The following is a 21870-nucleotide window of genomic DNA, read 5'->3' on the forward strand; positions in this document are numbered from 1 at the left end:
AAAGGCTGTGCGATAAAAATTAACCAAAGTCAAAAACTGAAAAACTGAAAAACATAAATCTGAAATAATTAGTAATATTTTTATTCTTATCATGTAACAATATTTATGTCGTTTCTCTTTCTAAGACGACGCAATATTAGCTTGCATCATAAAAATACCAACACATAACAATTAGATATGACTGCATTTTTCTTCTTTGTCAATACATCGGTTTAATTTCAATGATTCATAGAAAAAAATGGATTTCAGAAAATCCACTGGCATCAATGAAACAGCACTTCCCTACTCAAAAATAGGCTATGCATTTTTGCTGGCATCTGCTATCGCAATGACTGGATGCGGCGGCGGCGGCGGCAGCGGCAGCGAAGAAGGCAAGCAGCCCGAAGTATCGGAGCCTATTGCTAAGACCTATACCGTCAGCGGCGAAGTCACTGGCCTGCTTGGTACAGGCTTGGTTCTACAAAGCAATTTCGGAGAAATTCTAGAAATAGCGGAAGATGGAAAATTTCAGTTTGCTAAAGCGTTGAAAAGCGAGGAGGCCTATGAAATTTCTATTAAAAATCAACCCACAAACCTTACTCGCACTTGCTCTGTAGCCCAAGGTAGTGGAGCAATCGCCAATGCAGAAGTCAGCAATATTAAAATCATATGCTCGGCTCCTAATGCACGATTTGCATATTCATTTTCCAGTAGCAACGATGAATTATCAATCTTTAAAATCGATGAAAAGACGGGCGAACTAAATTTCGTATCATCACTTACTGGTCAAAATAGTTTCTTGGCAGCTCACCCATCGGGTCGCTTTGCATACTCGTATAACTTGATAACGGCTGAACTCATTGTCTCGGACATCGACAAGGAGACGGGTGCACTCACTACAACCAGCTCCGTGCCTGACATCTACTCATCAAGATTGATCATTGATCCTACAGGCCGCTTCGCCTATTTCGTAAATCAACATACCTATCCCAACCATTTATTAGAAACTTACGCAATTGACCCCGAAAGCGGGAAATTGAGCAAGATTGGCCAAGGCTACAATATCATCCATTCTTTGCCATCTTACAGATACGAATATATAAAAATCGACCCCTTGGGTAAATATCTCTACATCGGAGATAATCAATCTACTTTAAGCTTCTCTATTGATACTAAAACGGGTTTGCCTAGCCCCATCAGCCAATCACCTTACATATCTCAGCAGCATTACACAGACTTTGTTATAGATCCAAGCGCTCGATTTGCCTACTTCGCGCACCAAGGCAACGGCCAAATAACAATAGCTACTATTGACACCAAGGGCGAGATAAGTGCAGTTAACGCCCCCCCACCAGTCTTGGGCCTCGATCCGTTGAAAATCGGTTTTCATCCAAACGGTCGATTTGCCTATGCGACTAACCCAATCTCACTCAAGGTGTCAAGCTACAGTGTTGATAGCACGGATGGATCGCTCACTCTCTTGAGCGCTTCACAAACGCCTTCATATTTCTACCCTGAATTAATCACCATTGATCCTACCGGCCAGTTTGCATATGTGAGCACCACAAACAACATGCTGCAGCCAGGGTTTAATAACGCATTAGTGTTTTTCATTAATCCAGAAACAGGCGAGCTGGGCTCGACGCCTATTTTTGCTACCAAAGCAAATATTACGTATCCAAATGCATTGATTTTGACTAGGTAAGGCATCTATTCTTGGAGGGAACGGCGAATTAAGGCAAGCATGGAGGCGATACCTCAACCCCCTAACGCCCATGCTCTGCCTGATCGCCAATCCCATTGGCGCAAACCTTTTTTGTCAGAGTGACGATTCGTCATTTTTTTGCGCCAAAAAACAGACTACAATCAGCACCCCTCAAGGGTTAGTGCCAAGACTCAAAATCCCCCACCGAAAGGTGTGCCGGTTCGATTCCGGCCCCGGCACCAGATACCCAAGCCGAAAAAGTAATTTACTTTCTCGGCTTTTCTGTTCTCTGACTCCAGAAAAACGGCGAATCGGGTACATCGCCTCATCTCTTTATCCAAGTCTTCCCATTGCAGGGCTTAGGCAAGATCTGCCTTATCTGCTCACTTTTCAGAAATAGTGCAGCAACTGTGCATAACTTTTTCCACTCAGGCCCTTATAAGCGCATGGGAATATGCAGCTTCTTGCTTTAACACGGCACCTCTACGCCGCTGCAGCTGACAAGCTCTACACGCAAGAAAAGCTACTCAAGGCAGTGACTACACAGCTGCCTCCTCTGAAAAATGTCTTTGCGACGTCAACGCTGGCGTACTGTCGAAGCCAAAGTCGACTGTCAATCAGAGCAATCCTGCTTCCGTTCCAGCCATAAAAAAAGCGCCGATTTTCGCGGCGCTTTTTTCCACAGATCCTGTTGATAATTCTGTGGAAATCCAGTGAAATCTAGTTAAAAAAGGCTTCTACGCCCTTGTAATAACGCCTTTACCGGTTGATTGCCTTCAAATCAGGCAGATGCCTAGCAAAGGGTTAACCCTTACCCTTTTAGAGGGTACGCCGGATCAGCAAACGGCCGGTATCGGTGATGTGCCAATGCTTTTCCTCGTCCTGCACAACAAAGCCACGCTCCAGCAGGCGCCTGGACAGGTATTCCTTGACGGCCGCACCGAGTGAAACATCTTCGCCCAGCTCCAGTTTTTTAAGCGTTTCCAATTCATCGACCGTAGGTTCATACACAGGTGCACGATAGACTGCTGTTTGCATGGTGATTTCTCCTAAGCTAGTCTGAGTAGACTGGACGCTCCGGCCTCGAAGCGCCTGAAACCCAAGATAAACCTCTCATTTGCCACGCGCAATAGCTGATTGGCGGCTTTACCTAAATTCACCAAGCCCTCAGACACCGCTCAGCACCACACCCAGCGCCAGTCCGCCACTCTTATTTCAGGAGCTAGCCACCCCCATGTTGTATGCGATTGCTGTTCTTTTCGCCTTTCAGTTGCTGGGCGAGTTTCTGGTGCGCGTCAGCGGCCTGCCACTGCCCGGAGCACTCGTTGGGACTTTGCTGCTGCTGATTGGACTGCTGTTTTACAAGCGCCTGCCCAAGCCGCTGGAAGACACCGCACAGGTACTGCTGCAGAACATGATGCTGCTTTTTATCCCCGTCATCGCGGGCGTGATGCTGGAGTTTGGCCACCTGCGCCGCGAATGGTTGCCGTTTGTACTGGCTTGCGTGGCAGGTGCGGCGATCACGTTTACAGCCACCGCCCTCACTTTCCGCTTTTTTCTGCAACGCCAGCGCACTCTTCAGAGCAGCAATAAAGATAACGATGAGCGCACGCCAGAGCAGGAGCAGCCCGCATGAGCACGCCTTTGCTTGACCGGCTGCACACCACCTGGCTGAGCCTTGCCCAAGGCTCGCCCCTGCCTTGGCTGGTGTTGACGCTGATCGTCTACCTTGCCGCCATGGCGGTCTACAAAAAAAGCGGTAACCGGCCCACACTGATTCCCGTTTTTACCGGAGTGGTTGTCATCGTCGGCATTCTGATGGTGACCGGCACGCCGTACGAAACCTATCGCAGTGGCGTGTCGCTTCTAGGGCTGATGATTGGCCCGGCCACAGTGGCACTGGCGATTCCGCTCTATGCCCAGCGTGAGCGCATCAAGGAGCTGTGGCTGCCCATCAGCGTGGCACTGTTTGTGGGTTGCCTGGTGGCGTTGTTTTCTGCGCTGGGTATTGCTTGGTTGTTCGGCGGCTCTGAAGCAACGCTGATTGCCGTGGCACCCAAATCGGCCACCATCCCCATCGCCCTACCCATGGCCGAGCGTTTTGGCGGCAAGCCCTCTCTGGCTGCGGTAGCAGTCGCCATCACCGGCATCAGCGGCACCATGATGGCACCACTGCTGTGCCGCTTTCTGCGCCTCAAAGATCCGGCCGTTGAAGGCTTTGCCCTTGGCCTGACCGCCCACGCCATTGGCACGGCGCGCGCCATTCAGCTCAACCCCACAGCAGGCGCTTTCTCGGCGCTGGCTATGGGGTTGAACGGTGTCGCTACGGCGGTGCTGATGCCGCTCGTGCTAGCCATCACCCCTTGGGTTTAAAAAGATAGCTGCTAGCGATTTATCTATAAGCGCTAGCGGCAGTTTTAGCTATTTTTTCCTCGCCGCGCCGGTAGGCCCAGACGAAGCCCAGGATCAGCCGCGGTGCGGGTTGTGTTTAGCACTGAACCATAGCAAGTCCACCACAAGCCCATCACGGGGTAGATAAAAGACAGGCCGGCAATGGGCTGAGCCTTGAGCCGTTTGAACGCTTTGTGCATCAGCGTATACATCCAAGCTGTGTGCAATAGCCGCAACACCAACAAGGCAGCCAACGCCTTGATGCTGGAAACCGCATCGCCTCTCAGCTCCCACACGAACGGCAGCAAAGCCAGAGCCCCGACTCCCATTTGCAGCATGGCAATCTGCGCCGGGGCAATGTGCTTGAAACGCTAGATAGTCAGCATTACCACATGCATACAGCTTGGCGGCCAGCAGTGCTAGGCCAATCCCTTGCCACACGATGCCTGATGGATGCGCCGTCACCCGCCAACAAGACACTGTTGAGTTGGGTGCCGAGGTCTACGCCGCCTGCAGCCAGCTGTTCCAGACCGCCAGCGACATCCACGCCACTGCCAGACACTACAGCGGCGTGCCGCGCGGCACGGTGAGACTGACTGTGACCACGGTAGTTGGAGCAACCTGGCTTTGCTGCCCACGCTGCGCTGCAAAGCGGCGCACTGGTTCAATTCAAGTACTGCCCCAGCGGAGCCTTACCGACAACGACGCCCCAGGTATCGCCGATGACGTTTATGCGCCATAGCGCCACTTCCCCCCCTCAAGGTCAGAGCACTCATTAATCACCTGATCGCAGCCGGAAAGACAACTTAAGTACCCACAACGAGTTCTCCCCGTCAAACCTCTACAAGCTTGTGGACAAAGCACTCCGGGTCGCTGGATAAGCGACTCAAGCCATTGTTATCAAAAGACTTCTTTGCAGCCGCTTATTTTTTAGGCAAAGCACTCCATACAGGCCTGCCAGTCTTCAAACTACGCAATTCATAGCAACCTGCGTGCTCTGGACATGGGCTGGCGGTCAGTTCTCCCCACAGAATCACTACAAGCTTGTGGACAAACCTCTCCAAGACCCTTGATAAGCAAGCTAACTCTTTGTCAGACAACAACAAAGTAAGAGATGACTATTTTTTAATCAACAACACCTTAAAGCAATGCCCCAGTTGCACGGGGAAGGAAAAACACCAGAGAGCGCCTTGGGCACCCCCGCAGTGTGCAACCACTGACTACACAGAATTGTGGCAAGAACTCCGCAATTCATAGCAGCTAGCGCGCCATGGACTTGGGCTAGAGGCTAGTTCTCCCCAAAAAATCGCTACAAGCTTGTGGACAAACCCCAGCAAGCGGCTGAACAAGACATCTAACTCTTTGTCATACAACAAAAAAGAGGGCTCCGCTTATTTTTTAAGCAACACCCTCTTCAGGTGAAAATTCAGGCAGTAAAGCGCTTAACGCAGCGACTTGGGCCAGTCAGCCAGCTGATAAGCACCGTCCCAGAACATCCACTCCAGCCTTGCCGCATCACGGTAAGCCACATGCATGGCGGCGCGGGTGGATTCCGTGGCATCTTCTGCCAAGCGATCGACCGTGGCGCAGACACCGCGCACGGCAGCGTGGAATTCTTCGCTGGCATAGGTATCGACCCAGGCCTGATACGGGTTGTCCGACGCCGATCGCGCATGAATATCGCGCCCCACTTCGGCGTAAATCCAGAAGCATGGCAACAGCGCGGCCACGGCCACGGGATATGTCGCGCTCCAGGCGGTAGAGACCAGAAAGCTGGTGTAGTGGTGGCAGGCAGGGGTGAGCGGCGTGGCAGCGAACTGCTCAGCACTCACACCAAAATCACGCATAAAGCCGCCATGCAGGGCGCGCTCCACCACCACGGCTTCATTGGCTGCATTGGCAAACTGCACAACGCCCTCGGCGTTGTCGGACTTGGCAGCCGTCACCGCCAGCGCACGACCGTAGGCGACGAGGTAATGCGCATCCTGAATCATGTAGTGACGAAAGCGCTCCTGACTCAGCGTGCCGGCGGCCAGTTCTTGGTTGAAGGGCAGCTCCAGCGTGCTTTGGAACAGGGCCTGATTGGCATCCCAGAGGCTTTGGCTAAAAGATATGCGGGTAGACATTACAACTCCTTCATTGAGAAAATTTCTCGTGCCTCGGCACATTAATCTGAATATTTCAGAAAATCATTTTATTAAAAATCTATTTTTTTGAAATATTTTAAAATTCCATTTGATATATGTTTGAAAAACATTCAAACATTTTTTCAAGCATCACAATAAAAAAATCATAGAAATTAAAACTAAGTACTCACACTCAAAGAAAACAGAGAGTTAACGATTACATTGGATTGATACAAATTGTATCAATCCAATGTACAATTAAAAAAATATTGACGCTACTTTTTAAACTTTATTAATTTCACTTGAATTAAAAGAAATGCTTTTCTCTAATCAATCATTGACTATTTTAGGACTCACCGCAACGCTGGCATTAAGTGGTTGCGTCACCACAGGAAAAAATCCTACGGCAGCCAGCGGTGCTGTAGCCGGGTCCACTGTGGTTGGCTCCAATAACGGCTTGGAGCGGTGCGAAGTTCCTTTGGGAACCTTGGTTATTGATGATGACCGCGAAAGGGGCTGGTATGGTGACTTCAATAGAAGAACCAAAATTACAACAATTGAGCCTCTGATTCGCCTCACCGTCATGCAGTCCAACTGTTTTGTTATCACAGCCTCCGGTGTCGGAAAAACAGGCGAAAAAATTGGTCGCATTAGCCATCAGCAGCGCCGGTCTGAAGACTACCGAGAAGACTCGAATCTCGAAGTTGGCCAACGCGTGGCCAGTGACTATTTCTTGGAGTCTGGGATCATCATTAATGATGAGACCGTAGGCCGTTTTACAGGCAAGGCAAAGGGCGAAAAAAAGAGCTTAATGTCCAGTATTGCTGGCTCCATTGGTGGCGAGGTAGAAACCAAAGTCTCCGTGGTCACCATGTCTTTGTTTGATATTCGCACCGGTGTTCAGCTGTCGATGTCAGAAGGCAACTCCACCACTCGGAATATCTCTGGAGCATTGAGCATCTTCGGCGATAGCGCATCTGCCAGCCTGCGGGGCTTCTCTCGCACGCCCGAGGGACAAGCCACGGTCGCCGCGTTTGTGGACTCCTACAACAAAATGGTGGTTGCATTGCGCAGCTACAAAGCACAAGAGTTGAGTGGCGGCATCGGTCGCGGAGGCCAGCTGGGCAGCAACACGACGCCAGCGCCAACACCAATGGCAGCAGCTGAGCAAACCCCTAGTAGCGGGGGTCTATTACAAAAGCTGTTACTTCCTTCACTGATGCTACTGCCTTAAGCTTCAGCCGCGCCGCGCCAGGGACGGCTGGGCGCTGGCCGCAAACTCTGGCGCACCCAGATCGCAGGCACGGTTGCCGTACCGCTGCAGCAATTCTTCCCTGGCGCAAGACCCAAAGCCTGATGTGACTTGCCCTTGGCAGAGCATGCATCAATGCCCCCACTTCGGCATCAATCCAGAAGCAAGATAGCAGCGCAGCTATGCTGCCACAAGATGATGCGTGTTCTGAATAGGGTCGTGACGTTAACGCTCCTGACTCAGCAGGCGGCCAACTCTTGATAGAAAAGCAGCTCCGGTGTGCTTTAAAACAGGGCCTTGTTGGAATGGCAAACGGCAACCTCGCGAACAAGGGGAAACCATAGCCGCCCAAATCAACCGTATCTCGCCAACCCCATTGACCGACTGATTAGTCGGTTTGTAGACTTACATCATGGAATCACCCAAACATCTTATTGATTGAACGGTGCAAAGATGAATACTCCTTTTGCGGGTGAGCTTCACCGCCGGGCCGCACTGGCCATGCAAACCGGGCTGGCTGATGCGGATGGAATGGGCGAGCAGGTCCCCGTCTCGCGATACACCAGCGATGAGCAGACTGCACAGGAGTTGCGCCTGCTGCGTCAGTTCCCCCAACCCGTGGCCGGTAGCTCATCCATCCCTTCGCCCGGCGCCTGGCTGTCACTCACGCAATTTGGCGTTCCGCTGCTGCTGGTCAGGCAGACTGACGGAGTCATTCACGCATTCATCAATGTCTGCCGCCACCGCGGCGCACGCGTCGCTCCCGAAGGCAGCGGCACCGAAGCGCGAGTGTTCATCTGCCCCTACCACGCCTGGACTTACCAGCCCGATGGAGGCTTGCGGGGAGTGCCCGATTCCTTTGGCTTCCCCTGCCTGAAGAAAGAAGACTCCGGACTCAAAAGACTGGCCGCCGTTGAGCGAGGAGGCATTATCTGGGTGGTGCTGGACCCCACCTCGCCTATTCGCGATATCGACACCCACCTGGGCCCGCTCATGGAGAACCTGGAGTCGCTGAACGGACTCCACTCGCCGGTGTCCTACGCGCAGCGCTCATACGAGGTCAACGCCAACTGGAAGCTGCTGATCGACGGCATCTTTGAGGCTTATCACTTCAAGGTGGCGCACCGCCAGACCATCGCCCACATGTTCATGAACAACTTGCAGCTGGTGGACGATTTTGGCCTGCACCGACGCCTGTACCTCATCAAATCCCGCTTTTCGCAAGAGCAGCCCGAAGCAGACGACTTCGACCCGCGCAAGTACGGCAACCTGACTTATTACTTCTTCCCGAACAGCATGGTTTTGGTGCAGCCCGATCATGGACAGCTGAGCTACGTGGAGCCGCTCAGTGCCTCCCGCACACGCGTGCATGAGCTCACGCTGATTCCTGCCGAGCCGACGACAGAAAAGGCCACCGCCTACTGGAATGCCAATGTGGATCTTTACCGCCGGACTCTGGCCGAAGACTATGCACTGGCGGAGTCCATACAGGCAGGCCTCGCCTCGGGCGCCAATGAGCACCTCACCTTTGGCACCTTCGAGTACAGTGCGCCACGCTTTCATGCGCAGCTCAGGCAGCAGCTGGATTCACTTCAGTCCCACGCTGTGAAGGCCGCGGCGACTTGACTACTTGCCCTGCAGGTCATTGAGTCACGCCCTCTACGGATACCTGCTCCTCAGCGACCGCATCAAGGACATGATCATTCCGGCACCGGAAACATCTACCCGGCGAGCTGGAGTACACCTTGATGAAACACCCGGCCGAGACAGACGGGGCGTGCCAGACCCCGTCTGAGGCGAGCCCGTCAAGACCTGCTCGTGCTGCGCCCGGAGGCCACGGCTGATCCGCTTTATGCGCGAGCAGGTGGCGCACTCCAAATGTCCGAAAGCGTGGAATTTCTGACAAACCTGCTGTGCACAAAATCAGGCAAGCTGCTCAAGCTAATGGGCAAGGCAAGAGCGGGTCGTCAACTGAACGAACTACGGCGCAGGCGCAGGCGCAGGGGCAGCCACTGCCACCTGTGTATCCCCCATTTCTATAATCTCTGGATGCCCAGCAAACCGCTCTCCCGCAAAGAACTGATCCTGGATCGTGCCGAACAGCATTTTTCCGACCACGGCTTTCAGGGGGCGTCACTATCGGCCATGGCCCGGGATTGCCAGATTGGCAACCCCAGCCTGCTCCACCACTTTCCCAGCAAGGAAGTGCTGTACCGCGCCGTGCTCGAGGTGCAGGCGCGCGAGCTGATGGAGCGTATGGAGCAAGGCGTGCAGTCCGGCGACCCCTTGCAACATCGCCTGCAAGCCTTTGTCTTGCTGCAGGTTGCATGGATGCAGACCCGCCCGGCAGGATTCAAGCTCATCACCCGCGAGCTGCTGGACAACTCGGAGCGCATTGAGCAAGCCCAGGCCCGGCCACTGGAAGTCTTTTTGCTCCAGAGCCTCGCCTTGCTTGAAGAAGGTCAGGCCGCAGCTCTGATACGCAGCGATATCTCTGCCGTGGTCTTGCTGACCATTATTCTGGGCAGCCTCAATTACGCGCAGATTGTGCGCCCCACCTTCAGTAAAGCCTTTACGGAAGCCGCCCTCAAGAGCGAAAGCCACTGGATGCAGAAGATTGCTGCGGATGTGCTGCTGCTCATCAGCGCTTCAGGCTCCGCCTTGAACAAGGTATAAGGCCGCCCTTTCACTCACTCGGCTTTTCCGCCACGCACCTCTTGCGCGCATCCCTGCAACCAATGGCTGAAGGTGCGCAACGCCGGTGATGGATGCGCATCCGCCGCAAGCTCTGGCGTGACCAGATAGTAGGCACGATTGCCGCGCAGCGACTGGGGGCAGGCAATGATGAGGTCGCCACGGGCAATTTCCTGCTCGATGAGCATGGGCGGTATCAGTGCCACGCCCAGTCCTTCCCGAGCGGCCACGGCCAGCATGGAAAAAAGCTCCAGCCGCATGCCATCCAGCGCGCGCGGTGCATCGACGTTCATGGCTTCAAACCATTGCCGCCAGCCGTGGGCTCGCGTGCTTTGCTGCAGCAGCGGCATCCTGCCAATCACCTCCGGGCCCACCGGCAGCCAAGCCCGGCCCGGGTCGCGCTGCTGGGCGGTGGCCAGCAGTTGTGGGCTGCACACGGGCACCACCTCTTCATCCATCAGCCACTGGGCCTGCACTCCGGGCCAGCGCGCCACCTGCTCTGGCGTGCCCGCGTAGAGCGCGGCATCAAACACCGTGTCGGCAAACAGAAATGGACGGGTCTGCACGTCGATGTGAACGGTGATGTCCGGGTGCTGCTGGGCCAGTTGCGGCAGGCGCGGCAACAGCCATCGCGTGGCGAACGTGGGCACGGCGGCAAGGTTGAGAGGGCCACCCTCGCCCTGATGGCTCATCAAATCCAGCGTGTCACGCTCCAGCCCCTGAAGCCAGCGGCCGACCTGCGTGGCGTAGTGCTGGCCAGCATCCGTCAGCAGCACGCCGTGGCGGGTGCGCTTGAACAGGGCCACGCCCACAAACTCTTCCAGCGCAATGATCTGGCGCGAGACGGCGCTTTGCGTGAGCGACAGCTCCTGCGCCGCCTTGGTATAGCTGATATGGCGGGCCGCCGATTCAAAGCAGGCCAGCGCCTGGGTGGAGGGAAGAACTCTTCGCATAGGTTTTATGCTTTCAGCGCATCAATAGAATTCAGATCAAGGTAGAAACCCTGATAAATCATTTTATACATGCATTTTACTCATCCATAGATGATTAATCATCGTTTGCCACCGGCTGTTTGGCAAAACTAATATGTGTGCAAGCACTCAGGCGACTGCCTGCCACCCGACACTTTGTATTCAGGAGATGAACATGGCCAATGGCTACCAGTGGGACGACTGCCTCCAGCTCGATCAACAGCTGACCGAAGACGAACGCATGATCCGCGACGCGGCACGCGACTACTGCCAGGACAAGCTCAAGCCCCGCGTGCAAGCCATGTTCCGCAACGAGTCGGTGGACCTGTCCATCTTCCGCGAGATGGGCGAGCTGGGCCTGCTGGGCCCCACCATCCCTACCCAGTACGGCGGTGCCGGCCTGAACTATGTGAGCTACGGCCTGGTGGCCCGCGAAATCGAGCGCGTGGATTCGGGCTACCGTTCCATGGCCTCCGTCCAGTCTTCGCTGGTGATGGTGCCCATCAACGAATTCGGCACCGAAGCGCAGAAGATGAAGTACCTGCCCAAGCTGGCCTCGGGCGAGTTCATCGGTTGCTTCGGCCTGACCGAGCCCGACCACGGCTCGGACCCCGGCTCCATGTCCACCCGCGCCTACAAGGTCGATGGTGGCTACAAGCTCAAGGGCAACAAGATGTGGATCACCAACAGCCCCGTGGCGGACGTGTTTGTGGTCTGGGCCAAGGAAGTGGCCGAAGACGGCACCGTGGGCCAGATTCGCGGCTTCATCCTGGACAAGGGCATGAAGGGCCTGTCCGCCCCCGCCATCCACGGCAAGGTAGGTCTGCGCGCCTCCATCACCGGCGAAATCGTGATGGAAGACGTGTTCTGCCCTGAAGAAAACGCCTTCCCCGATGTGCGCGGCCTCAAGGGCCCATTCACCTGCCTGAACAGCGCCCGCTTCGGCATTGCCTGGGGCGCGCTGGGTGCGGCCGAAGACTGCTGGCACACCGCTCGCCAGTACACGCTGGACCGCAAGCAGTTCGGCCGCCCTCTGGCCGCCAACCAGCTGATCCAGAAGAAACTGGCCGACATGCAGACCGAGATCACGCTGGGCCTGCAAGCAGTGCTGCGCGTGGGCCGCATGAAGGACGAGCACCAGAACGTGATCGAGATCACCTCGCTGGTCAAGCGCAACAACTGCGGCAAGTCGCTGGACATTGCCCGTATGGCCCGCGACATGCTGGGCGGCAACGGCATCTCCGACGAGTTCGGTGTGGCCCGCCATCTGGTGAACCTGGAAGTGGTGAACACCTATGAAGGCACGCACGATGTGCACGCGCTGATTCTGGGCCGCGCCCAGACCGGCATCGCTGCATTTGCGAACTGATAGCTTCCCCTGAGCGGCTGCGCCGCTTCCCCCTCTCTCTTCGGGAGGGGGACGGCAGCTTCGCCGCGAGACGGCTCTTGCTGGCCACCCTCACCTCGGAGCGATGGCAAAAATTGCCGTCACCAGCACTTTCTGCTCACTATCTATTAATGAGCTGGTACCGCTTGATTTGTCTGGGTTCTGATTAGTTTTCAGCTCAGAACCCAGACAAATAAAGCGCAAACAGCTACTTATTTCATTGTTTCGCTTGATCGGGCTACTCGACATGAACGCATCCACAACCATTCCCACCGGCGCACTGGCAGGCATCAAGGTGCTGGATCTGTCCCGCGTGCTGGCAGGCCCCTGGGCCACACAGATGCTGGCCGATCTGGGGGCTGATGTGGTCAAGGTCGAGCGCCCTGTGGCGGGCGACGATACACGCCATTGGGGACCTCCGTTCTTGAAGGACGATGCGGGCAATGACACGCGCGAGGCCAGTTACTTCACGGCCTGCAACCGCAACAAGCGCTCCATCACCGTAGACATGGCACACCCCGAAGGCCGCGCCCTGCTGCTGCGCATGGCGCAGGAAGCCGATGTGGTGGTTGAGAACTTCAAGACCGGCGGCCTTAAGCAATACGGGCTGGACTATGCCAGCCTGAAGGCGTTGAACCCGCGCTTGGTCTACTGCTCCATCACCGGCTTCGGCCAAGACGGCCCTTACGCCGAGCGCGCCGGTTACGACCTGATGGTGCAGGCCATGACCGGCTTGATGAGCATTACCGGCCATGCCGATGGCGAGCCCGGCGGCGGCCCGCTGAAGGTGGGCGTGGCCGTCATCGACGTGTTCACCGGCCTGTATGCCAGCAACGCAATTTTGGCGGCGCTCAATGCGCGCCATGCGACGGGCGAGGGCCAGTACATCGACATGGCGCTGCTGGATGTGGGCATGGCCGTGCTGGCCAATCAGGCCGCAGGCTTTCTGGCCACGGACAAGGTACCGGGCCGCGCCGGCAATATTCACCCCAGCCTTGCGCCCTATCAGGACTTTCCCACGCTGGACGGCAATGTGCTGCTGGCCATTGGCAACGACGGACAGTTCGCCCGCTTCTGTGCCGCCATCGACCACGCCAGCTGGGCACAGGACGAGCGCTTTGCTACCAACACCGCCCGCGTGCAAAACCGCAGCGCTCTGCTGACGCTGATGAAGCCCGTCATGCTGACGCGCAGCACCACAGACTGGATTGCGCTGCTGGAAGACAAGGCCGTGCCCTGCGGTCCGATCAACACCATTGCCCAAGCGTTTGAAGACCCACAGGTCAAAGCGCGAGGCATTCAGCAAAGCTTGCCGCGCAATGCCGGCGACGGCATTGACCACATTGCCACTGTTGCCAGCCCCATGCGTCTTTCGGCCACCCCAGTGACTTACCGCCGCGCCCCCCCGGCACTGGGCCAGCACACCGATGAGGTGCTGCATGAGCTCGGACTGGATGAGCAAACCATCGCGAATCTGCATGCGCAGAACGTGGTTTAAGACATGGTTTGAAAGCCTGCCGGCCTGAACGATCAACCCAACCAAAATCAGAGGGCAAAAGCCCCAAAAAACTGCAGCCAGCTTTCAAGAGAAGCGCACTGCACATCACACTTCCAAGGAGACTAATATGTTCAAAATCACTGCCACCGTTCTGGCAACACTCGCGCTCTGCGGCGCAGCACAGGCTCAAGGCGCCTACCCTAACAAGCCCATCCGCCTGCTAGTGCCTTTTGCGGCTGGCGGCACGACGGACCTGATTGCCCGCGTTATCGCTGAACCCCTGAGCCGTGAGCTGGGTCAGTCCGTTGTGGTGGAAAACAAGGGCGGCGGCGGCGGCACCATTGGCGCCGCTGAAACGGCACGCGCCAAGCCCGATGGCTACAACCTGGGCATTGCCACTGTGTCCACCACGGCCACCAACCCGGCCATCAACCCCAAGATCACCTACAACGTCGCCACCGATTTCACGCCCATCGTGAACATCGCCGCCACGCCCAACATCATTGCCGCCAACCCCAAGTTTGCAGGCAAGGATTACAAGAGCTTCCTGGCTGAGGTCAAGAGCAACCCCGGCAAATACTCTTACGCATCGCCCGGTCAAGGTTCCATCACCCATCTGATGATGGAAATGTTCAAGCTGGAAACCAAGACCGACATGACCCACGTGCCTTACCGCGGATCGGGCCCTGCGCTGAACGACGCAGTTGCCGGCCAGGTGCCTCTGATTTTTGACAACCTGCCCTCCACCCTGCCCTTCGTCAAGGAAAAGCGCCTGACGGCCCTCGTCGTCGCAGCACCCCAGCGTCTGGCTGCGCTGCCTGATGTGCCCACCTTCAAGGAAATGGGTCTGCCCCAGGTCAACCGCATGGCTTACTACGGCATCGTCGGCCCCAAGAACCTGCCCAAGGAAGTGGTGGACAAGATCAACGCCGCCGTGCGCAAGGCCGTGCAAGATCCTGCGGTGAAAAAGCGCATTGAAGAAAGCGGCTCCATCATCATGGCCGACACACCTGACGCCTTTGCCAAGCAAATGGCCGAAGAGCTGGTCGTCTACAAGAACGTGGTGCAAAAGCAGAATCTGAAGATGGAAGACTAAGCGTCTTCCCCCCAAAAAAGTCCTCACCGGTGTGAATGCCGGCGAGGACTTTTTACGTGGTGCTGCTCATGCACAAGCAAGGTGCTGGTGCATGAAACTGGTGCAGCTTAGAAACGATGACGGATACCCACCATTGCGCTGGTGCCGGATTTGTTGGGAATGTCCATGCTCACGCGGTCATACATGGCCACGGCATAGACATCGGTGCGCTTGGACAGGAAATGGTCATAGCCCAGGCTGACGGTGGTTCTTGTGCCGCTGACGCTGCCCACTTCAGACTTGGTGCGTGCTGCCGCAGCCTTGATGGTTCCCGCCGTGCCGCTGACGGGGACATCCAGACCCAGCGAGTACGTGGTGTTTTCACGGTTCTGCGCATTGATCTTGGCCTGACCGTAGGTGGCATAGAGCTTGGCCACGCTGAAGTCATAGCTGCCGCCGACCATCCAGTTGCTCTTGGTCGGCATCACGGCCAGAGAAACCGGATTGTTGATTTGCGCGCGCTCGTAGAAAGCGGTCAGACTCAGCGGGCCACCGAAGTACATCAGGTTCAGGCCCACATTCTTCTTGCCCTTGTTGCCGCTGCTCGTCTGTTCACCGAACTGGTAGTGCACATTGGCCTTGAGACCGCCAAAGCTGGGCGTGGTGTACAAGACCTGATTGCTCCAACCCGTGTTGGATGCCGTGGTCAGGCTGTCATTGCCCCAGGCCGCTGTCGTCATATTGGCATGCAGCACCAGAGGGGAGAGCGTGAAGGAGTCGCCAAACGGGTTGGTCAGCACGGTGGGCAGAAAGTTCGGCGCCAGCCCACGGCCTAGACTCACACGACCAAAGCTGCCAGCCAGGCCCACATTGGCATCACGCGAGAAAAAGGGGTCTGCATCAAAACGGCCGGGAGTGCCCGTATCGGCGCGGAAAAAGCTGGTGATATTGAAGTCGGCCTTGAGCCCGCCGCCCAGATCTTCCACTCCTTTCACGCCCCACCACGAGGTGGTCAGGCCGCCGGAGCCGACCGAGGCCACGCGCTCCTGCCCAGCCATCTTCATGGAGCCCACATAGGTATCGACGGTACCGGTGAGCTGCACCGAGCTTTGGGCCTGGGCCGACAGACTGGCTACGGCCAGGGCAATAGTGGTAAGGGTTGCGGCAAACGCTTTCATGGATGATTTCCTCTCTTAAAAATTTGAGACAAACCATCCATGCAAAAGTCAGGCCAGTTTTGTATACAAAGCTAAGGCTTGCGTCGAAAGCTGTCGGCCAGCTTCAGCATCATGAACAGCCACAGCGCACCGCCCACGGCAATCAGCAGACCGCCCGCCAGCCCGATATATCTCATGCCCCATTGCTGACTGACAATGCTGCCCAGCAGCGCGCCGCCGCCAATGCCGATGTTGAAAATACCCGAGAACATGGACATGGCCACATCCGTCGCATCAGGGGCCAGGTTCAACACCTTGGACTGCATGGTCAGCGCAAAGCTGATCATGGCAATGCCCCAGATAGAGCTTTGCAGATACAGGCTCCACTCATGCACGCTGCTCGTTGCCAGCAGCAGCAGGCTCAGCGCCAGCACGGCAATGGCCGCCAGCAAAAAGCCGCGTGGAAAGCGCAGGCCCAGCCAGCTAAACAGCACACTGCCCACAATGCCCATGCCGCCGTACAGCAACAACACGGCCGTGGTCACACCAGCGGCGTGACCGGCAATGTTCTGCACAAAGGGCTCGATATAGCTGTAAGCCGTGAACTGGCCGGTAATCACCAGCACCAGCAGCACATAAATGCCCACCAGCGCCGGGCGCTTGAACAGCATGGGCACGCTTTGGAGCGAACCGGCGTTCTCGCTCGGCAGCAACGGCAGCAACTTGCCCAGCGTCACCATCACCACGGCAGCCACACCGCCAATCGCAAGAAACGTCATGCGCCAGCCCAGCCATTCACCCACGATGCGTCCCAGGGGAATGCCCAGCACCATGGCCATCGAAGTGCCCGTGGCCAGCAGGCTCAGCGCCATGGCCTTTCGCCCCGGTGGAGCCACGCGCACGGCCAGTGAGGCAGTGATGGCCCAGAATATGGCATGTGACAGCGCAATACCGATGCGGCTAATGACCAGCGAGGCGTAGCTCCACGCCACGCCCGACAGCAGATGGCTGACCACAAACACCGCAAACACGCCCATGAGCAGCTTGCGCCGCTCCACCTTGCGCGTGAGCAGCATGAAGGGCAGCGACGCCAGCGCCACCACCCACGCGTAGATGGTGAGCATCAGCCCCACTTGCTCGACACGCAGGTCAAAGCTGGCACCAATGCTGCTGAGCAGGCCCACAGGCACAAACTCGCTGGTGTTGAAAACAAAAGCGCCCAGCGCCAGCGCAATCACGCTGAGCCAGGCCTGGGTCGGGGTTCGGGTTGAGGTGGATGCCAAAGCAATGGGGTCTGTAGAAGGTTCTGTCATGCAAAAAAAGCGTGCCGGCGCCCTGCGCCGCAAAACCCAGAATTGTGCGCGTGCACCAAGACAGTACGCAGACAGCACCGCCTTTCCCCGGCAAACGCCGGGGTTGGATCCGCTAGTCAGCCACTCAATACGCCACGGTAAAGCGGGCCCGGATATGCTCGTTCTTGTCCAGGGCATCCACCAACGCCACGGCCAGATCCTGCACCGAGATATCGCCAGGCTGGCCATCGGCCTGCATCAGGGGCTCATCCTTGCCGGTGCGGTACTGGCCGGTGCGGCCCTTGGGCTGCGCAGCCGAGCCACCATGAAATCCCACAGCAGGGCTCAGCAGCGTCCAGTCCAGATCCGTTTCTTTCTCCAACTCCTTCAACATGTCGCGCGCTGCCGATGCACCTGGCTTGATGAAGGCCGGGAAGTCGGGCGAATCCACCAGTTGCTGGCCATTCACATACAGGCTGCCCGCGCCGCCCACCACCAGATAGCGTTTGATGCCCGCGGCCTTCACCCCCTGAACAATGGCACGCGAGCCTTTCATGAAGTCGTCGTAGATATGGGGGTTGGTCCAGCCCGCGTTGTAGGCACTGAGCACGGCGCCGCAGCCCGCCACAGCGCGCTGAACCTCGTCGGCATTCATTACATCGGCCTGAACGACCTGTACATGTTCACGAACGGCAAACGCCTCGGGCTTGCGCACCAGCACCACCACCTCGTGACCACGGTGCAGCAGCTCTTCCAGCACGCCTGCACCCACAAATCCCGTAGCGCCAATCAATGCAACTTTCATTTTCCAACTCCTTGTGTGTTCAACAGGACTGAAGATTAATCGGCATTAATCCGCAGAAAAACCCCCTTTAGCCACCATGACCTTGAAGCACAGCTTCAAAATAGAGGCATGGAAGATTTCAAACGCATGGCCATTTTTGCGACGGTGGTCGAGCGCAGCAGCATGAGCGCGGCTGCGCGCCAGCTGGATATGTCGCCCTCGGCCGTCAGCCAGCACATTCGCCAACTGGAGCAGGATGCGGGCGTGACGCTGCTGCATCGATCGACCCGGCAGCTGACGCTGACCGACGCTGGCCAGCGCTTTTATGCCCAGTGCGCCGCCATGTGTGAAGCCGCCAGCCGCGCGCGGGCCGAGCTGGCTGCCGAGTTGCAATTACCCAGTGGCGAGCTGCGCTTGGCCACCCCCGCAGGCTTTACCCAACATGCCGCGCCTGCGCTGGGCCAATGGCTGGCCGCACACCCTTCATTGCGGCTGCGCCTGCTGATGGATGACACGCCCATTGATCTGATTCAGGCCCGGGTGGACCTGGCACTACGCTTTGGCAATCTGCAGGACTCCAGCTGGGTCGCTCGCCACCTGGGTCGCAGTGCCACCGTGCTGTGCGCATCACCCCAGTGGCTGCAGGCGCACGGAAGCACGCCACAACACCCCGCAGAGCTGGCGCAGATACCCTGGCTGGAGCTAAGCCGCAATGAGGAGGTGCAGACCGACTTTCTGTGGCATCACCACAGCACTGGGCAAGAGTACCGACTGCAGTTGCTACCGCGAATGGTCAGCAATCACAGAAGCGCCGTTCAGCAGTTTTGCGAAGCGGGTCTGGGCATCGCCCTGCTCTCTGCCCATGACGTGGCTGCCAGCCTGAAAAGCGGCATGCTGGTGCGCCTGCTACCCGAGTGGGACATGGGCATGCTGGACATTTGGGCCGTCACCGCCAGCCGCGACACGCTGCCCGCCAAGGTCCGCGAAGCCATCAACGTGCTGCGCCAGTACTTTGCCCAGCTTGATGGGGTGCAGAGCACGGTAGCCCTGACATAAAACTATCAATTCCATAGCTGCCTGCGTAATGCAGACAAGCGCAAGAAGCTGTTTTTACTCAAACAAAAAAGCCTGCCAATGCAGTCGCATCAGCAGGCTTTGAAATTCCGGACTACCCAATCAGGCAACCAGTCCGGACGCACTCAAACATTCAGATCACTTCAGATCGATAGGCGTCTTGTTGCCACCGATGTATCGACTCAGTGTGTAGCTGGGGTTCTTCATTTCGCCGTTCTTCTCGAAAGCGATCTTGGAGGTCACACCCGAGAAATCCGACTTCTGCAGGAAGGGGATATAGACCTTGGGGTCCCAGGAGTTGGCGCGCTTCATGGCGTCGGCCAACAGCATGGTGCCGTCATAGAAGTACGGGCTGTAGACCTGGAACTGACCGGGATACTTGGCGTCGTAGCGCTTCTTCCACTCGACTCCGCCAGGCATCTTGGCCAGCGATGCACCACCGTCGGCGCAGACCACATTGTCCAGCGGCTTCGCACCTGCGGCCACCTTGGCCAGTTCGGTCACGCAGATGCCGTCGCCGCCAAACATCTTGACGTCATTCATGCCCAACTGAGCCATCTGACGCAGCATGGGACCAGCCTGACCGTACATGCCGCCGTAGAAGATGGCATCCGGCTTCTTGGCCTTGATGGAGGTCAGAATGGCCATGAAGTCCGTGGCCTTGTCGTTGGTGAACTCGTTGGCAACGATCTTGATGCCCTGCTTCTCGGCATCCTTTTTGAACACGTTGGCCAAACCCTGACCATAGGCCGTGCGGTCGTCGATGACGGCAATGTTCTTGAGCTTCAGCGTCTTGGCCGCATAGGTGGCCAGCGCCGCACCCAGGGCGTTGTCGTTGGCGATGACGCGGTAGGTGGTGTTCCAGCCGGGCTTGGTCAGATCAGGGTTGGTCGCGGCGCCGGTAATCATGGGAATACCGCAGTCATTGAACACCTTGGACGAGGGAATCGCCACGCCGGAGTTCACAAACGCCACAGCGCCAGCCACTTTGTCATCGCACAGTTTCTGCGAAGCAGCCGTGCCCTGCTTGGGGTCCGCCACATCGTCTTCTGCCACCAGTACGAACTTGACCTTCTTGCCGGCAATTTCCATGCCCTTGGCATTCAGGTCTTCAATGGCCATGCGCACGCCATTTTCATCATCCTTGCCGAAGTGCGCCTGAGGTCCAGAGGTCGGGCCAATGTGGCCGATCTTGATGACCTGCTCCTGGGCCATGGCGCCCCCCGCCATGGCTGTTACTGCTGCCGCGATACACAACTTGCCAAAATTCTTCATTGCGCACTCCACTCGGTTGAGACAAGGCGCTACCTTATGCCTCGCCACAGGCAGTTGGCAATGAGGCAATCACATAGGTGCAAGGAGTGCTACACCGGTACAACAATCAGTGTTTTCAGGGATCGGCAAGACCGCCCAGCTGTGCTGTAAAAACTGCAAGAAAACAGATGCAGGAAGTGGGGATACTTTCTGCCAACGCCATGCCCGAAGCTGGGCATGGCGTGCACTATCTCAGTGCAGTTCAGGCGGCCTTGGCCTGCAGCAAGGCGTCCAGCTTGGCGTGCTGATCCAGCGTGTTCAGACAGGCGTGGGCCACTTCTGCGCCCTTTTTCACAAAGTGCTGACGGAAGAATTCCACATGGTCGCCATGCTCGTGGAAGTCACGCGGTGTCAGCACGGCAGAGAACACGGGGACCTCAGAATCCATCTGCACACGCATCAGGCCGTCGATCACGGCCGTCGTCACAAACTCGTGGCGGTAGATGCCACCGTTGACGATGAGCGCGCAGGCAATCACCGCATCAAAGCGGCCGCTTTGCACCAGCTTCTTGGCCATAAGAGGGATTTCAAAAGCACCGGGGACGCTAAAGTGCTGGATGTTGCCGGCCTGCACACCTTGCGCCTGCAGTTCAGCCTGCGCTGCATCACGGGCCTGGTACACCACTTCGGTGTGCCAGCTGGCGCTGATGATGGCAATGCGGCTACGACCCGCCGTAGCCTTCCAGGGCGTACCTGCGGAAGTGGCATGGGTTTCAAAGTTCATGGTGCTGGGGGTCTGATTCATGGTGGTATTTCCAAAATCTCCAATGAATCAGGGCGTGCGCAAAGACACCCACCCATGCCGCAGCGATGGCTGCAACAAAGGCAAATGCTGCGCGATCTCTTTCATCCGGACTATGACCGTCGGCTCTGGCATCTCACCAGATCTGCTGACCCTGAAATCTCTGACGAGACCACAGGCGCTCGCGGGCTGCTGCAGTCCGGACCCTGTGGTCTGGCTGCAAATACCGCCGGTGGGGAATTACACCCCGCCCTGAGAACGCTGCTTTGCGGCGAATGGTTTCACCACAAGACAAAGCCATTCTAGCGACGCTTTGGTGCTGCTTTTGCCAAAAGGGTCACTCTTGCGTCACTTCTAAAACTCAAGGAAAAATGGCTTGTACCCCATATAAATAAATCGCCAGCGGCTATCAAATTGAAGTGAATGGCG

At 56.8% G+C, this 21870-nt stretch carries 19 protein-coding genes and 1 riboswitch; of the genes, 10 read left to right on the top strand and 9 right to left on the bottom strand.

Translation table 11 applies throughout. The features are described 5' to 3' along the window. Nucleotides 1–238: 238 nt before the first annotated feature. Entirely contained in the window at nucleotides 239–1684 is a 1446-nt protein-coding gene (locus tag HF327_RS17275) for a lactonase family protein (RefSeq protein ID WP_198461577.1), read from the top strand. 819 nt (nucleotides 1685–2503) lie between these two features. Here HF327_RS17275 and HF327_RS17280 read toward each other — a convergent pair. Next, entirely contained in the window at nucleotides 2504–2722 is a 219-nt protein-coding gene (locus HF327_RS17280) for a hypothetical protein (RefSeq protein WP_099736092.1), read from the bottom strand. Between the two features lie 196 nt (nucleotides 2723–2918). On the opposite strand from HF327_RS17280, the gene HF327_RS17285 reads away from it, so the two are divergent. Further along, nucleotides 2919–3320, top strand: a complete 402-nt coding sequence (locus HF327_RS17285) for a CidA/LrgA family protein (protein WP_198461578.1) — start codon at nucleotides 2919–2921, stop codon at nucleotides 3318–3320. After that, nucleotides 3317–4057, top strand: coding sequence for an LrgB family protein (locus HF327_RS17290; protein ID WP_198461579.1), 741 nt, complete (start codon nucleotides 3317–3319; stop codon nucleotides 4055–4057). Before HF327_RS17285 ends, HF327_RS17290 begins: the two co-directional genes overlap by 4 nt. Nucleotides 4058–4101: 44 nt before the next feature. On the opposite strand, the gene HF327_RS17295 is transcribed toward HF327_RS17290, so the two are convergent. After that, nucleotides 4102–4413, bottom strand: a complete 312-nt coding sequence (locus tag HF327_RS17295; RefSeq protein WP_328701890.1) for a hypothetical protein — start codon at nucleotides 4411–4413, stop codon at nucleotides 4102–4104. Between the two features lie 1104 nt (nucleotides 4414–5517). Then, nucleotides 5518–6189: a thiaminase II gene (gene tenA, locus HF327_RS17300; protein ID WP_198461673.1), complete on the bottom strand. Its 672-nt coding sequence runs from the start codon at nucleotides 6187–6189 to the stop codon at nucleotides 5518–5520. A 328-nt stretch (nucleotides 6190–6517) separates the two neighbouring features. On the opposite strand from tenA, the gene HF327_RS17305 reads away from it, so the two are divergent. From HF327_RS17305 to HF327_RS17315, 3 genes are all read left to right on the top strand, one after another. Then, nucleotides 6518–7435: a hypothetical protein gene (locus tag HF327_RS17305; protein WP_236024259.1), complete on the top strand. Its 918-nt coding sequence runs from the start codon at nucleotides 6518–6520 to the stop codon at nucleotides 7433–7435. Nucleotides 7436–7906: 471 nt separating this feature from the next. Then, nucleotides 7907–9079: an aromatic ring-hydroxylating oxygenase subunit alpha gene (locus HF327_RS17310; RefSeq protein WP_198461580.1), complete on the top strand. Its 1173-nt coding sequence runs from the start codon at nucleotides 7907–7909 to the stop codon at nucleotides 9077–9079. 423 nt (nucleotides 9080–9502) lie between these two features. After that, complete coding sequence (locus tag HF327_RS17315) at nucleotides 9503–10129, top strand: TetR/AcrR family transcriptional regulator (RefSeq protein WP_198461581.1); 627 nt, start codon at nucleotides 9503–9505, stop codon at nucleotides 10127–10129. Between the two features lie 14 nt (nucleotides 10130–10143). On the opposite strand, the gene HF327_RS17320 is transcribed toward HF327_RS17315, so the two are convergent. After that, the gene (locus tag HF327_RS17320) at nucleotides 10144–11100 is read right to left on the bottom strand and encodes a LysR family transcriptional regulator (protein WP_198461582.1); all 957 of its coding nucleotides are present in this window, start codon (nucleotides 11098–11100) and stop codon (nucleotides 10144–10146) included. A 193-nt stretch (nucleotides 11101–11293) separates the two neighbouring features. Here HF327_RS17320 and HF327_RS17325 point away from each other — a divergent pair, with 193 nt between their 5' ends. The 3 genes from HF327_RS17325 (at nucleotide 11294) to HF327_RS17335 (ending at nucleotide 15099) form a co-directional block, all read left to right on the top strand. Next, nucleotides 11294–12487, top strand: a complete 1194-nt coding sequence (locus HF327_RS17325; protein WP_198461583.1) for an acyl-CoA dehydrogenase — start codon at nucleotides 11294–11296, stop codon at nucleotides 12485–12487. 265 nt (nucleotides 12488–12752) lie between these two features. Then, a complete protein-coding gene (locus tag HF327_RS17330; RefSeq protein WP_198461584.1) occupies nucleotides 12753–14003 on the top strand; it encodes a CaiB/BaiF CoA transferase family protein in 1251 nt (416 codons plus the stop codon). Between the two features lie 127 nt (nucleotides 14004–14130). Further along, a complete protein-coding gene (locus HF327_RS17335) occupies nucleotides 14131–15099 on the top strand; it encodes a tripartite tricarboxylate transporter substrate binding protein BugE (RefSeq protein ID WP_198461585.1) in 969 nt (322 codons plus the stop codon). Between the two features lie 107 nt (nucleotides 15100–15206). Here HF327_RS17335 and HF327_RS17340 read toward each other — a convergent pair whose 3' ends face one another. The 3 genes from HF327_RS17340 to HF327_RS17350 form a co-directional block, all read right to left on the bottom strand. Beyond that, entirely contained in the window at nucleotides 15207–16256 is a 1050-nt protein-coding gene (locus HF327_RS17340; RefSeq protein ID WP_198461586.1) for a porin, read from the bottom strand. Nucleotides 16257–16327: 71 nt separating this feature from the next. Next, entirely contained in the window at nucleotides 16328–17548 is a 1221-nt protein-coding gene (locus HF327_RS17345) for a sugar transporter (RefSeq protein ID WP_198461587.1), read from the bottom strand. Nucleotides 17549–17672: 124 nt separating this feature from the next. Then, nucleotides 17673–18332 (bottom strand): NAD(P)-dependent oxidoreductase, encoded by a 660-nt coding sequence (locus HF327_RS17350; protein WP_198461588.1) that lies wholly within the window; start codon nucleotides 18330–18332, stop codon nucleotides 17673–17675. A 108-nt stretch (nucleotides 18333–18440) separates the two neighbouring features. Between HF327_RS17350 and HF327_RS17355 the strand changes: the two genes are divergently transcribed. Further along, nucleotides 18441–19367: a LysR family transcriptional regulator gene (locus tag HF327_RS17355; RefSeq protein ID WP_198461589.1), complete on the top strand. Its 927-nt coding sequence runs from the start codon at nucleotides 18441–18443 to the stop codon at nucleotides 19365–19367. Nucleotides 19368–19523: 156 nt separating this feature from the next. Here the strand turns inward: HF327_RS17355 and HF327_RS17360 are convergent, their stop codons facing one another. Next, on the bottom strand, nucleotides 19524–20660 hold the full coding sequence (locus HF327_RS17360) for a branched-chain amino acid ABC transporter substrate-binding protein (protein ID WP_198461590.1): 1137 nt from the start codon (nucleotides 20658–20660) through the stop codon (nucleotides 19524–19526). A 241-nt stretch (nucleotides 20661–20901) separates the two neighbouring features. Further along, nucleotides 20902–21444, bottom strand: coding sequence for a 6,7-dimethyl-8-ribityllumazine synthase (locus HF327_RS17365; RefSeq protein ID WP_099736079.1), 543 nt, complete (start codon nucleotides 21442–21444; stop codon nucleotides 20902–20904). Nucleotides 21445–21533: 89 nt separating this feature from the next. Continuing rightward, nucleotides 21534–21705, bottom strand: a riboswitch (FMN riboswitch). Between the last annotated feature and the right edge of the window lie 165 nt (nucleotides 21706–21870).

Source organism: Comamonas suwonensis, assembly GCF_012844455.2.
Lineage (GTDB): Bacteria > Pseudomonadota > Gammaproteobacteria > Burkholderiales > Burkholderiaceae_C > Comamonas > Comamonas suwonensis.